Origin of the sequence: Pedobacter ginsengiterrae, from assembly GCF_039537385.1 — a bacterium.
GTDB lineage: Bacteria > Bacteroidota > Bacteroidia > Sphingobacteriales > Sphingobacteriaceae > Pedobacter > Pedobacter ginsengiterrae.
In genome coordinates, this window is sequence record NZ_BAABAK010000011.1 from 179,631 (window position 1) to 193,857 (window position 14,227).

10 protein-coding genes and 1 pseudogene are annotated in these 14,227 nt (G+C 36.9%); all 11 read right to left on the reverse strand.

Annotation, left to right across the window (positions count from 1 at the left end; genetic code table 11):
• Positions 1–7: 7 nt before the first annotated feature.
• On the reverse strand, positions 8–982 hold the full coding sequence (locus ABD692_RS12135; RefSeq protein ID WP_344767301.1) for a DUF6624 domain-containing protein: 975 nt from the start codon (positions 980–982) through the stop codon (positions 8–10).
• Between the two features lie 116 nt (positions 983–1,098).
• The gene (locus ABD692_RS12140) at positions 1,099–1,602 is read right to left on the reverse strand and encodes a methionine-R-sulfoxide reductase (RefSeq protein WP_316756649.1); all 504 of its coding nucleotides are present in this window, start codon (positions 1,600–1,602) and stop codon (positions 1,099–1,101) included.
• Positions 1,603–1,794: 192 nt separating this feature from the next.
• Positions 1,795–2,186 (reverse strand): annotated as a pseudogene (locus tag ABD692_RS12145) (GxxExxY protein).
• 272 nt (positions 2,187–2,458) lie between these two features.
• Positions 2,459–3,331: a succinate--CoA ligase subunit alpha gene (gene sucD, locus ABD692_RS12150; RefSeq protein WP_290240883.1), complete on the reverse strand. Its 873-nt coding sequence runs from the start codon at positions 3,329–3,331 to the stop codon at positions 2,459–2,461.
• 358 nt (positions 3,332–3,689) lie between these two features.
• Positions 3,690–4,691, reverse strand: a complete 1,002-nt coding sequence (rlmF, locus tag ABD692_RS12155; protein WP_344767306.1) for a 23S rRNA (adenine(1618)-N(6))-methyltransferase RlmF — start codon at positions 4,689–4,691, stop codon at positions 3,690–3,692.
• 256 nt (positions 4,692–4,947) lie between these two features.
• Entirely contained in the window at positions 4,948–6,216 is a 1,269-nt protein-coding gene (gene dctA / locus ABD692_RS12160; RefSeq protein WP_316756643.1) for a C4-dicarboxylate transporter DctA, read from the reverse strand.
• A 135-nt stretch (positions 6,217–6,351) separates the two neighbouring features.
• The gene (locus tag ABD692_RS12165) at positions 6,352–7,185 is read right to left on the reverse strand and encodes a cyanophycinase (RefSeq protein ID WP_344767309.1); all 834 of its coding nucleotides are present in this window, start codon (positions 7,183–7,185) and stop codon (positions 6,352–6,354) included.
• A complete protein-coding gene (locus ABD692_RS12170; RefSeq protein WP_344767311.1) occupies positions 7,185–8,210 on the reverse strand; it encodes an isoaspartyl peptidase/L-asparaginase family protein in 1,026 nt (341 codons plus the stop codon). The genes ABD692_RS12165 and ABD692_RS12170 overlap by 1 nt, the downstream gene beginning before the upstream one ends.
• A gap of 8 nt (positions 8,211–8,218) precedes the next feature.
• Positions 8,219–9,316, reverse strand: coding sequence for a cyanophycinase (locus ABD692_RS12175; protein ID WP_344767313.1), 1,098 nt, complete (start codon positions 9,314–9,316; stop codon positions 8,219–8,221).
• 69 nt (positions 9,317–9,385) lie between these two features.
• Positions 9,386–10,777 (reverse strand): RagB/SusD family nutrient uptake outer membrane protein, encoded by a 1,392-nt coding sequence (locus ABD692_RS12180; RefSeq protein ID WP_344767315.1) that lies wholly within the window; start codon positions 10,775–10,777, stop codon positions 9,386–9,388.
• Positions 10,778–10,788: 11 nt separating this feature from the next.
• A complete protein-coding gene (locus tag ABD692_RS12185) occupies positions 10,789–14,187 on the reverse strand; it encodes a SusC/RagA family TonB-linked outer membrane protein (RefSeq protein WP_344767317.1) in 3,399 nt (1,132 codons plus the stop codon).
• Between the last annotated feature and the right edge of the window lie 40 nt (positions 14,188–14,227).

Genomic DNA, 14,227 nt, shown 5'->3' on the forward strand with positions numbered 1-14,227 from the left:
AATTAACCTACCACTTAACCCTACTCGCCCATTCTTCATACTGTGGCAACATCTTTTTATAGGTCTCAATATCCCAAATAATATCCCATTGTTTAACGTAGTCGGCTAGTGGTTGCAAACCTACTGAAGCTCTTCTTTTATCAACATTATTTGGATCAATTAAGGGAGATAAATAGTATTTATCAGGTTGATCAGGGACTGAACTTAGCTGGCTACCATAAATTTGTTTTTTACCTTCTCTAAGCGCAACACGATCTTCTAAAAGCGCTAGAGAACTTGCCCTAGCCTTATCATTTCCAACTGCTTTTCTCAGCATTGGCAAATACTTTTGTTGAGTTTTCAAATTTGCATGTTGAATCACTAAAAATAAAGTAAGATTTCCTTTTGCACCAACTTTATCTTCACCAAGCCAACCATACTGATCTAAAATTTGAGTGACGGTAATGGTGTTTAAACTATCGTGATAAACCATGAGTTTGCGCAAGCTATCTACTTTTGAACTGGCATGTCCATTGTTTTTTTGAGCAGCAATAAACTCCTGCCTTATGCCTTGATCAGTCTTGTAAACTTCTTCTAACTTAGTTTTTGCATCCTTATTATAATTCGATTCAATTTGATTAATTTTTGTCTGCAATTTTGCTATTAGTTTATTCCACTCAGGTTTATTATGAAGCGCACTTAAATCTGAGTCACTTTTAAAATGCGCTAGATCTACCCAACCGTTTTCTATGCTTAAATCTAAAAATTTAAAAGCACTGATCTGGTCTCCTGCAAGTGTTGCAGAGCAAGCAGCATTGTAAAAATCATTATTATCTTTTTGTTTATTTTTAAAAGCCAACAAATAAATCTCATTAGATTTTACGTAATTTTTCGATTTATACAAATCTTCCGCTTGTGAGATTAACTGCTTATAATTGCTTTGTGCGAGTGCATGAATCGTAAAATTTAAAAGCAATAAAACTAACAGGATATTTTTTTTCATAATGATGAATTTTTATCAGGCATTAACAAAACTAATCAATTAGTTCTAAAATATAAAGCACAAAAAAGGTGTACAGCTTATTGCCATACACCTCTACCTAACCCAACTATATCCACCTATTTCTTATCAGGCACGAAGTTCATAGAAATAGAATTTACACAGTGACGAGTGTCTTTATTGGTAAATCCTTCTCCTAAAAATACATGACCTAAGTGTGCACCACAATTAGCACAAACAATTTCTGTACGAGAACCATCTGCATCTGGAATACGCTTTACAGCACCTTTAATTTCATCATCAAAAGCTGGCCATCCGCATCTTGCATCAAATTTACTTTCTGATCGATACAATGCCGCATTACAACGTTTGCAAGTATAAGTACCTTTATCTGTAGTATGCTCGTATTTACCTGTACCAGGATATTCAGTTCCTTTATTTACAATTACTCTTTCTTCTTCGGGTGTTAATGGATTCCAGTTCATTTTCTTTTTTGGTATTATCTGTTCTGTTCCCTGCGATTGCGTTACAACTTTCTTATCTTGCTTTTGAGCGCAAGCAGAAAGCCCAGTGACTAAAACAACAGCAGAAATCAAAAATAGTTTATTTAACATTGTTTTCATACATCAATATACGTTATAGATTTCGTTTTGGTTTACTGGTTTAGCGGTTTGGTTTAGTGTTTACAAAACAATGATAAATCGTAATCCTAATACCTTACTTAAACAAGAAAGTAAAAGAAAATTGCCACGGAAACACGGAATACACGGAAAAGGTGCGAAAATGCGACATTCAAATTCCACATCGATTATCAACTAGAAAACAACGCGTCTTATTTCAAGTGTTGGCTTGCCAAAATTCAATACTAAAGCAACTTTACAATCAGCACATTTCAAGTAATTTATAGTTTGGGCTAAATCTTCGTTTGCAATTCCACTTTTTGATTTTATTTCCAGTGTAACCGAATCGAAAACCATAAAATCAGCATAGAAACTATGTGGCAACAAAATATCTTTATAATAAAGGGATAGTGCTTTTCACGTTCATAATGGTAACCCCTACTTTCCAATTCAATACAAAGTGCATCTTTGTAAACAATCTCTAGAAAACCGCAGCCCAAATCTTTATGAACTTCGATTGCAGCATTAATAATTAAGTTAGTTTCATTTTTATAGGGAAGATTATCTTGTCTTATTTGATAATCCATAAAAGATAATTTTAACTAATCTAATCAAATTTCTCCACTCCCTTTAATTTTTAAACCTTTCACTTTTTCTTTTTCCATTTTCTTTCCCCTTTTTAAATTTCCGTGTTTTCCGTGTTCCGTGGCAAATAATATTCACCCAATTATTAATTCCTTAACAACCAACATCTCCTCGAATTTCCATGTCTTCCGTATTTCCGTGACAAAAAACCCAAAAACAAAAAAAGCGTCTCGAAATTAATCGAAACGCTTTCATTTATCTAAATTTTAAAATCTTATTTTGCTAATTCTTCTGCCATTGCAGCACCAATTTCAGCAGGGCTTTCTACTACACGAATACCACACTCACGCATGATTTTCATTTTAGCAGCAGCTGTATCATCAGCACCACCTACAATTGCACCAGCGTGGCCCATTCTACGTCCGGCAGGAGCAGTTTGACCAGCGATGAAACCAACAACAGGCTTAGTACCGTTTTCTTTAATCCAACGAGCAGCTTCAGCTTCCATTCCACCACCAATCTCACCAATCATGATGATACCGTGAGTTTCAGGATCGTTCATTAATAATTTAACCGCTTCAACAGTCGGGGTACCAATAATAGGGTCGCCACCGATACCGATAGCAGTAGTAATACCTAAACCAGCTTTAACAACCTGATCTACCGCTTCGTAAGTTAAAGTTCCTGATTTAGAAACGACACCTACATGACCTTTTTTGAAGATAAAACCTGGCATTATACCAATTTTAGCCTCATCAGCAGTGATTACACCTGGGCAATTTGGGCCGATAAGCGTAACGTCACGGTCAGAAATATATTCTTTAACCTGAATCATATCCTTAGTTGGGATACCTTCAGTAATACAAACAATCACTTTAATACCACCTTCGGCAGCTTCCATAATCGCATCAGCAGCAAAAGCTGGTGGAACGAAAATGATAGATACATTTGCTCCTGTTTTATCAACAGCATCTTTAACAGTATTAAAAACAGGCTTATCTAAATGCAATTGCCCACCTTTGCCAGGCGTTACACCACCAACTACGTTTGTACCATACGCTAACATTTGTTCTGCGTGGTAAGTTCCTTCGTTTCCGGTAAAACCCTGAACGATAACCTTAGAATCTTTATTTACTAAAACGCTCATGTATCAATATTTTTTTGTGCAAAGCTAATATTATTGACTGGAAAGTCAAGCCTAAAAACACATTATTTCCGCCATTTTTTCATGAAAATGTAAGGAATACCACTGTGGCCGTTTCAACCAAGCTCTAAACTTCAATCTTTTTTAAATCTATTAATTTTTTAAACCTTCGGGATTTCTTTCGCGGGATAAAAAAACCTTAAATAGAAGCAGATTCTAGTTGATTTAAACTGGATTGAAGTGGTATACTTTTTTGTTTCAGGTTTCTGACAAGTACAGACTGACTTCAACAAAAAAGATACAAACAAAAAGCCAGACTAACTTTAAAATTTAGTCTGGCTTTGCTTTTCAAATATTTTATCTATTTAGCTTCTACTTTCTCTGATTTGGGCGTAGTTTCAACTTTCCATTTTTTTGCCCATTCCGCCTGTTCAGCTTCATCATGGAACGTCCAGGCCACAAAACGACTTATTTTCTGTCCCTGACTCATTTGAACCGTACGTACTTCGAAGGCATTTGCATTAACCAAACTGTTATAAATGCTTTTTAAGTTAGCACTTTTAGACACCAAAGAGCTAAACCATAAACATTGTTTAGGGATTTGAGCGCTTTGAATAATCATTTGCTCTACAAAGGCACGTTCTCCACCTGGGCACCAAAGCTCTGCTTTATTTCCACCAAAGTTTAAAACATGTTTTACTTCTTTTTCATTACCGCCCAAGTTGCGCCATTTTTGACGGGTACCTTGTTCTGCTTCCTTTAAAGAAGAGTGGAAAGGAGGATTACAAACTGTAAGGTCAAACTGCTCTCTTCCGCCAACAATACCTCTAAAAATACCCAATTTGGAAGATTGCAAACGTGCTTCAATAGCGCCTTGCAGCGGTTTGTTTGCATCTACAATACGTTGAACCGATTCAATTGAAAGCGGATCAATATCTGAAGCCACAAAATTCCATCCGTATTCCTGATGACCTATAATCGGGTAAATACAGTTTGCACCAACACCAATATCTAATACCTTAACGTTGCTTCCTTTCGGGATTTTACCCTTATTACTCGAGCCTAATAAATCGGCAACGTAATGAATATAATCTGCCCTGCCTGGTATAGGTGGACAGAGATAATCTTTAGGAATATCCCACTGTGGAATGTTATAAAAGTGTTTCAATAATGCCCTATTAAGCGCTTTAACGGCATTTTGATCGGCAAAATCGATTGAATCATCGTCGTGTTCGTTCTTAAAAACGAAACGTTTTAATTCTTTTGAGGAAGCGATAAGTTGTTTGAAATTGTAACGTGAACGATGTTTGTTACGTCCGTGTAACTCGCTTTTTTCGGAGCGGTTATTTTCTTTTTGAGCCAATGTGATTTGGTTTAATTAAACAAGCTGTGTTGCTTGTTTCTAGTACAAAGGTATGATAATTAGTTTGGAGTTTATTATTTAACCACAGATAGACAGGATAAACACCGATAAAAGTTTCTCTGGTTTAAGATCCAAACGATAAATCTTATAAGTCTTAGTGACAAGACTAGTTTTTAAATTTAACCACAGTGGATCGGATGAATATTGATAAAGTTTTAAAGATTAAAATCTGTGTTCATCCGTGATCAAAACTATATTATTCCTCCTCGTTTTTTTCAATCATTGCTGGCTGAATTGCCTTTAAATATTTTGCCTGATCGAATTGGTTTTCGCTTTTAGCAATTACAATTGTTGCTACACCATTGCCAATAACATTAGTTATTGCTCTGGCTTCGCTCATAAAACGATCTACACCAATTAGGATGGAAATGTGTTCTATCGGCATAATTTTAAGCGCCGTTAAGGTTGAAACTAGTACGATAAAACCACTTCCAGTTACACCTGCAGCACCTTTAGAAGTTACCATTAGTACACCCAAAACAGTAATCTGCTGTCCAAGTGATAAATCGACATGAAAAACCTGACAAAGAAATATAACAGCCATAGCCAGGTAAATGGCTGTTCCATCTAAATTGAAAGAATAACCCGTTGGAATAACCAAACCAACTACTGATTTATCGCAACCAATAGCTTCCATTTTTTGCATCATACTTGGTAGAGCCGATTCGGAAGATGAAGTGCCAAGAACAATTAATATTTCCTGGCGGATAAACTTAAGATATTGCCAAAGGCTAAAATTGTAGTATCGGCAAATGCCATTTAAAACTACAAAAATGAATAAAATACAGGTTAAGTAAACAGAGCCCATAAGCTTTGCCATACCTACGATACTTTGCAAACCATGTGTACCAATACTGAAAGCCATACCACCGAAAGCACCAATTGGAGCAAGGCGCATAATGACCTTCATTATTTTAAAGAGCACTTTTGATATTTTATCAAAAGCGTTTAAAACCGAAGTACCTTCGCCTCCCAATTTATTTAAGCCATAACCAAATAGAATAGCAAATAGTAAAATTTGTAAAATATTACCTTCGGCAAATGCAGCAATCACATTGTGTGGAATTATATGAAGAAAAAACTCTGCCCAGTTCATATCTTTTGCCTGCTCTGCATAGCCTGCTATTTTGGTTGTATCACCTGCTTTTGCAACCATACCTGCACCTGGCTTAAGAATATTAGCAACTAATAAACCAATAGCTATGGCAACCGTACTCACAATTTCAAAATATAAAAGTGCCTTGCCGCCAACGCGTCCAACTTTTTTCATATCGCCCATGTGTGCAATACCTAAAACGATGGTAAAAAAAATAATTGGTGCAATTAACATACTAATCAGGTTAATAAAACCCTGACTGATTAATTTTGCAGTTGGCGCAAAACCTGGAAAATAGGTACCCACAAATATACCGACTGCTATTGCAACCAAAACCTGAAAGGTTAAGTTGGAAAGGATTGATTTCATTTATATGTTTTGAAAAATGAAATATAGGGTAATTTTTGTTTCTGATAAAATACACCACAAAAAAACATACAACCTACAAAAACCGAAAGCCTATTTAGAAAAATCTAAATAGGCTTTTTAACTGGTTTTATTTTATTAGGGCATTATATCGATTACATCGCCAGCGGCAAATATACCAAAATCTGCCTGATTGAATTTTAATAGTCCTTTATCGGTTTTAGTTAATTCTTTAGGATGTGCTAATCGAATAACCTGACTATCGCCCGCAACAGTAGCTTTATTACCATGAACAACAATAGCCGTACTTTCATCAATTCCAATACAAATCAAATCGGGGTGTGCAGCCAAAGCAGAAATTAAGCGGTTGTAGCGATTACGTTTTAGAAAATGTTGGTCGATAATTGTGTTTTCCAACAACCCCATTCCTTCCTCAAATTCTATGTTTTTATCCCAAAGCTTATTAAAGGTTTCCTTATAAACGGTATCTAAAAGTTGTTTTCCAGTAATCATGTACTTGCTCATTACGGCAGCGCCAGCGCTTGTTCCTGCTATTGTAGAACCGTTTTTATAAGCTTTATGTATTGCTGCATAAACAGGTGTATTTAAAACCGATTTCATAAAGCGGCTTTGATCGCCACCTAAAATGTAGATCAACTTTGCAGAAGCTAATGAATCAAGCCATTTTTTATCATTTACATTGTGTTTGCTAAAATTAAAGTTTTTAATATCATGCTTACCAAGCTTCTTCATTTGGCCAGACAAAGTTTTAAATCCAGAATCGGGAATTGCGCTTGCCATTGGCAAAACAATAATGTAATCTGTCGATTGTAAATTTGCAGTTTGTATCATTTGTTTCATCAAAGCATCAGAACGCTCTCCACCCCCAATAATGAATAGATTACCATTATTTTGAGCTTGCACGAATTGCGAAAGGCTCGCGATTACAAACAATAAAAATAATTTTCTCATTATTTATAGATACTTACTTCTATTTTACCATCAGCTGTAATTGCACCACGGTACATCCCTTCGGTATTAAATGGCATGGCAACATTTCCTTTTTTGTCCAAAGCGATTAAACCGCCATCGCCACCCATTTTACCAACTTTATCTAATGCGATTTTAGATGCTTCGACAACTGATAAGCCTTTATATTCCATTAAATCGGAGATGGTTTTCGCTACCACATTACGGATGTAAAATTCGCCCCAGCCTGTGCAAGAAATGCCTGCGGTTTCGTTATTACAATAGGTTCCTGAACCGATAATTGGCGCATCGCCAACGCGACCATATTTTTTATTCGTCATTCCGCCCGTTGAAGTTCCAGCTGCTAAGTTCCCTGCTTTATCTAAAGCCACACAACCCACAGTTCCGAATTTATAATCGTGGTTTTTTGATCCCAATAATTCTGATTTCTTACTTCCATGATCCAAAACGGCTTTGGTCGAATCCTCTTTAATGGCTTGCTGCAAACCATCCCAACGCTCTTTAGTCCAATAATATTTCGGGTCTACAATTTCCAGACCTGCTTCTTTTGCAAACTGATCTGCACCAGCACCAACCATCATTACATGTTCAGATTTTTCCATTACTGCTCTAGCCGCCGAAATCGGATTTTTAACTGTTGTAACTCCTGCTACAGCTCCAGCCATCTGAGTTTTGCCATCCATAATTGCAGCATCTAGTTCGTTACGACCATCGTGCGTAAAAACAGCACCTTTACCAGCATTAAAATGTGGGTCGTTTTCTAAAACATGAATGGTTGCTTCTACAGCATCCAAACTGGTTTTACCTGCTTGAATTTCTGCATAACCTGCTTTTAATGCCTGTGTTAAGACTGCAATATAAGCAGCCTCCATTTCAGGAGTCATGTTCTTTTTTAAAATTGTTCCGGCACCGCCGTGAATAACCATAACATATTTTTTCTGTTGTGCAGAAACGTTGATTGCTAACACCGCAAGTGCTAGTACAAAAAATAATTTTAATGCCTTCATTCTTCTTTCTATTGATCTTTTTTATTTAGAACTCCATTATCAATCCACCACCAATACCATTTTCCACCTGTGGCTTCTGTAGGGTTAAAGTTAGCAACATTAAAATTACCACCACCATTTACCGAGGCAGGAATTTCATAAACTGAAAGTGCCTTTTCGTTATTATTCCAGATTGCTTTTTTATTTGCTTCCATTTGTTCAGGTTGTTTACCTCCATCAGAAATTATAAAATAAGCATAACTATATGGACGAGTCGTAGAAAAATCGCCAAAAACCTGTGCTTTTCCATCTTTATCAATACAAACAGCCGTTCTTTCATCAGCAGCAATAGCCTTAGCTGCTACTTTCCAATCTTTATTTATTCTGCCCAAAAAAATTACAGATCGACCTTCTCTATCACGAGTTAAATAATGCTGATCGGTAATTACATTTTGCAGATATGGTGCTTTTAGAAAATCATTGTTGTAAAGTGTAACATTCGAATCGTAAGGATTTGCCAAAGCTTGTGAAGAAGTTAAACCACCAGTTTCGCCACTGTAGTAAAAGCCTCCTAAAATTGCACAACCAGCACTCGTTCCACCTACCGGAGCTTTCTTATCATTTAAAAGATAATTTAATGCTTTCTCCGTTTTTGTTCCCTTCCAATAGCTCATATAGTCAGATTGGTCTCCACCTGCAATAAAAACCATTTCAGCATTACGGATAATGTAAGCTACTGTATCGTTATTTGCCAATTCTTTTGAGTTGATTAATAAAGTTTCAACAGAATTTACTGACCCTAAACCATTGATATATGGATTATAGGCATCGGTTCCGCTAGCACGTAAAATAACTACATCACCTCCGCCACTTTTATCAATCATCCATTTAAAAGCAGCATCAACATCGGTTCCACCACCCATTAAAACCATGCCTCCATTTGTTGGTTGTACTACATTGCTGCTATCACCAATTAGACCAATTGATGCAGGTCTGCGTTTTGCGACTGGCGTTGTTATTGCGAAACCGCCCACGATTGTAGGTGGCGAAGGCGAAACCGATGTTTTGCCACAACCCATTACCGAAACGCAATAAGCCATCAGCAGAATCAAGAATGTATGTTTCATATTTGGAATATAAGAGGCTTTATCAAAATCATTTAAAAGCAAATGTTAACGATAAAGCCTGATAATTTATTAGTAACCTGAATTTTGTACGGTGTTTTTATTCACCGAAATTTCTAATGCAGGAATTGGAAACGAATACTGCGCTTGTGTAACTGGCAGCGTTACAGCCCCAGAAGCATTTACAGCATCAGCAGCCAGCCTAACAATAGGCAAGTTTCTTCTTTTTAAATCGAAAAAACGATGTCCTTCGAAGGCCAGTTCTTTGTAACGTTCTTCTAAAATAGCTGCTATCAAGGTTGGTTTATCGGCGAACGTAGCATTAACGTAACCATTGATGCGAGCATTACGCAGAGCATTTAAATCGCCTGCTGCATCTCCCGTAGATTCTGCTTCGGCTTCAGCTTTAATCAAATACATTTCGCCTGTTCGGAATAATTTAATATCGCTTAAACCTGGCGCTGTTGATGTTCCGCCGATGTATTTATTAACTAGATATTGAGATCTTGTACCCGTTCTGGTTGCATCAAACCTAATGTATGCAGGGTAACGTAAATCGTTAACCTTATCAAACGTATTAATCAATTTAAAAGCAGGCGCATACAATACAATTCCACCAGTTTGGCGGAAATAGAAATCGCCCACTCTCGAATCAGTTGTTCCAACACGTTTTGCTTTCCAAATTACCTCATTATCATTCGCATCAGTCCAAATCCCGGGGAATTGAGCCTTTGTAGCCAATGGAAATGCTGTAATAACTTCACTAGCATAACTAATAGCCTCACTCCAGTTCTTTTCATACAAGGCAAGTCTGGCTTGAATTGCAGAAACCGCAGCCTTCGTAATGCGTGTCTTATCAGTAAAGGTTGTTGGAATTAAGGGTTTTGCTGCAACTAAATCTGCCTTTGCATTTGCCACAACAACTTCGAAATTATCTCTTGCAGGGTAAATGATAGCAGAAGCTTGCATATAAGGCACCCCTAATGCACCTGTTTGATAAGCTGATGCGTAATTGCGCAAAAGTTCGAAATGGAAATATGCACGTAAGGCTAACAATTCTCCGCGATAGCGAGCACCTATCGCAACATCAGCTCCTGTTAAAGTTAGGGCGTCCAAACCTGCAAGTGTTCTATTTATACGGTCAATTGCAACATAGAAAGTATAATATTGAGAAGTTACAGAGCCACTACCAGCATTGTATAACCATCTAAAGGCATCGCTATTTCCAACGGTGTTTTCGGTTGGAAATGTTGCTTCATCAGAAACAGTGGAAACCACACCTATTGTACCACCGTCTAAAAGAGCATAAGCACCTAAAACACCCAAATTGATGTCGTTAATGTTTCTGTAAGCCTTATCTGGCGATATTGTATCAGTTGGAGTTAAATCCAATTTTGCACATGACGATGTTAAAGCTAACAACGAAAATATAAGGATGTATTTTTGATATATTTTATGAATCATTGCTGTAATTATTAAAAGTTAACATTTAAACCAGCGGTATAAGTTCTGGTGTTAGGATACTGGAAACGACCATAAACGGCATTATTCTCCGGATCTAAACCTCTCCATTTTGTCCAGGTAAATAAATTTTGACCCTGAACGAAGATTTTGACACCTTTTATAATTTTAGTTTTTTCTAATATGCTTTTAGGTAATGAGTAACCAATATTTAAATTTCTTAATCTTAAGAAAGAAGCATCCTGAATATCTTTTGATGTAAAGTTTCTTGGAAGATCAAATTTTTGAAGAATTGCATCATTACCAGAGTCACCAGGAACCTGCCATCTATTTTCAAGCATTCTAACACTTTGGTTACTGGTTGCATAACGTTGATTTTCGTTATAAAAATCTTCGTTGTTCCAACGCATAACATTAGATACGAATGAGAATAAAGCTGATGCAGTGATTCCTTTATAACTTAATGAAGTATTAAAACCACCTGTAAAAGTTGGATATAAACTTCCTGAATTGGTATTACTTTGTGTGTTTACATTATAAGCAGTTGTTATCGACCCATCAAGGTTGTAATACTGCGGTTCACCAGTTTGTGGATTTACGCCCGCCCAATCTGGCGCAAAATAAGTTCCGTAAGGTAAACCAACTTTCAAAATTCTCGAATCACCATCGGGATAAGAATCTACTAAATCGGTGACATGAAGAATTTTATTTTTGTTATAACCAGCGTTTACACCAATTGTCCATAAAAATTCTTGATTTTTAATCACATCGCCGCTTACCTCAAACTCAACACCTCGGTTCTGCATTACGCCTGCACTTAGGTTTAATTCGCTAAATCCAGAAGTTGCCGAAAGTGGTTGATTGATAAACATGTTAGTGGTTTTTCTGTTGTAATAATCGGCAGTAATACGTAGTCTGTTTTTGAATATTGCTAAATCAAAACCTGTGTTAAATTCTTTTACATATTCCCAATCAAAAGCATCATTACCTGGTGTGGTTGCTCTTAAAGCTGGAGCACCACCATATGATGAATTTACTGCATAAGTCGGTAAATAGAGAAAATCTCCTCCAAACGGACTTGCCGTAATACCATAACTACCTCTCACGCGTAAATCGTTAATTAGCTCGTTATTCTTTAAAAATTCCTCTGACTTGACATTCCAATTTGCACCTATTGAATAGAAACCATGCCATTTGTTTTCTGTAGCAACTCTCGTCGAACCATCATAACGGTAACTTCCGGTTAAGGTATATTTGTTATCATAAGTGTATCGAGCTACACCCATAATTGATGCTAATGCATTTTTGGTTTTCCCACCAGTGATACTTGGCAAAAATGTTGCGCTACCATTTGTTGCACCAGCTGGTGTTTCCGGTAAACGACCATCAATACCATAAGCGCTGAAACCAAATGAATTGTAGTTGTTGTAAACATATTCATAAAAAGCTGAAGCTTCGAAATCATGAAGACCATTAAACTTTTTGGCATAAGTTAATCCAGTTGTCGAAATGATGTTGAAGTTTCTTCTGCTCGCATCAGTTAAACGACCTTTTCCACCTAAAGTATTGGCAACACTTCTCGAACCGTAGTAAGAATCTGGATTAACAAATTGTTGATCGGTTGACTGGCGATAATCAATACCTGCTCTGGTTGTTAATTTTAGCTCAGGCAAAATCTGATAGGCGAAAGCCGTACTGATGATAGATTTTAATTGGTCTGTTTTATCTGATGAATTTAATAAACGTTCCAAAGCCTGACTGCCTTCTCGTTGATCTAAAATAAAATACTGAGATCTGTTTCCAGGATGAACCAAAGTCCCATCAGAGGCATAAGGATTTTCGTATGGCAAAGCGTAATAAACTGATGCCATTGCTGTTCCTGCTCCTGTTCCACCTTCACCTTCAGTAAAGCTCGATTCAGAATAACCCAATGATAAGTTTACACTACCGCTGAATTTATCATCTTTAAAATCTAAATTACTTCTTAATGAATAACGATCTAAACCAGTACGTTTAGCTACACCTTCCTGACTGTAATAGTTTAATGAATTGTAAAAGCGTAAGTTTTCATTCCCACCGCTAATGCTTACTTGCTGCTCCTGGAATTTTCCCCTTTGGAAGAAAATATCTCTCCAATCTGTATTAATTTTCTTCAAACTATCGATGATGAAATCTGCTCTTGCTCTTGTGGTAGCAGTTCCAGCAGCGTAGGTTGGGTTTTTAGAAGAGTATGTCCAGCCTGGGCCGATATTACGACCAAAGGTTCCACCAATTTCTTCTTCAAACTGCAGACGCTGCTCGGTATTCATCATGGTAAAGTTTGGTCTGCTTAAGTTTGAGAAACCATACTGTGATGTATAATTTACTGCCAACTTACCGGCTTTACCCTTTTTGGTGGTTAATACAATTACACCATTAGAACCCCTTGAGCCATAAAGCGCTTTCGCTGATGCATCCTTTAAAACCGTCGCCGATTCAATGTCTTCTGGATTGATGGTTTGAAAATAACCTGCTTCGATTGGCACACCATCTAAAACAAATAATGGTGTAGATGAACCATTTACACTCCCAATACCACGAATTACAACTGCTGCACTCTGACCTGGCTGTCCAGAGGTTGAGATTACACTCATTCCTGGAACACGACCTTGCAAAATCTGGTCAACCGTTAAGCCTGGAACTGTGTTAATTTTTTCTGAGGTAACCAAAGAGCTAGATGCAGCAGATTGAGTTTTAGTGTAATTGGTATATCCCGTTACAACTACATCGCTTAATGTTCCGGCAGATGGTGTTAATTTTAAGGTGCCCAATTGTGCTTTAGCAACAACTTCCCTATCGGCATAGCCGATATAAGAAATAACTAAAATGGCGTTTTCATCAACATTTCTGACGGCGAAATTACCGCTATTATCTGTTGCATAACTAGCAGCCTGACCTTTAATGCGAACAGAAGCACCTGGCATTGGATTTCCGCTTTCATCAACAATTTTACCCGTAACATCAATAGCTTTTAACGGCTCGGAGTTATTTGTCGGAAAAATCAAGATTGTGTTTTCTTTAATTTCCCAACCAAAAGGTTGAGCTTTTAAGGCTTGAGTTAATACATCAGCAAGTTCTGCATTTTTTAAATTTATCGTTACTGGTTTCGATTTTTGCTGAATCAAATCAGTATCATACAAAAAGAAATAACCTGTTTGGCGTTTAATTTCTTTTAAAATTTTTACCAGCGGGGTATTTTTCTGACTAATATTTATACGCTGAGAAAATGCACTTGCACTTACTTGTAGGCATACTACTGTCATTAAAACGATAAAAATTTTCATAGCCCTAAGAAATTGATGGTTAGAATGATCTGGAGCTAAATCCTTTGTCTTATCCACATCGGATTTACTACTTCGAGTGTAAAAATTCATACATTCAGTTTGGTTTAATGGTTAAATTGATTAGTTGATA

Coding starts and splice junctions, on each gene's coding strand:
- ABD692_RS12135 (WP_344767301.1), bottom strand. CDS start 982: ATGAAAAAAAATATCCTGTTAGTTTTATTGCTTTTAAATTTTACGATT.
- ABD692_RS12140 (WP_316756649.1), bottom strand. CDS start 1,602: ATGAAAACAATGTTAAATAAACTATTTTTGATTTCTGCTGTTGTTTTA.
- sucD (WP_290240883.1), bottom strand. CDS start 3,331: ATGAGCGTTTTAGTAAATAAAGATTCTAAGGTTATCGTTCAGGGTTTT.
- dctA (WP_316756643.1), bottom strand. CDS start 6,216: ATGAAATCAATCCTTTCCAACTTAACCTTTCAGGTTTTGGTTGCAATA.
- ABD692_RS12165 (WP_344767309.1), bottom strand. CDS start 7,185: ATGAGAAAATTATTTTTATTGTTTGTAATCGCGAGCCTTTCGCAATTC.
- ABD692_RS12170 (WP_344767311.1), bottom strand. CDS start 8,210: ATGAAGGCATTAAAATTATTTTTTGTACTAGCACTTGCGGTGTTAGCA.
- ABD692_RS12175 (WP_344767313.1), bottom strand. CDS start 9,316: ATGAAACATACATTCTTGATTCTGCTGATGGCTTATTGCGTTTCGGTA.
- ABD692_RS12180 (WP_344767315.1), bottom strand. CDS start 10,777: ATGATTCATAAAATATATCAAAAATACATCCTTATATTTTCGTTGTTA.
- ABD692_RS12185 (WP_344767317.1), bottom strand. CDS start 14,187: ATGAATTTTTACACTCGAAGTAGTAAATCCGATGTGGATAAGACAAAG.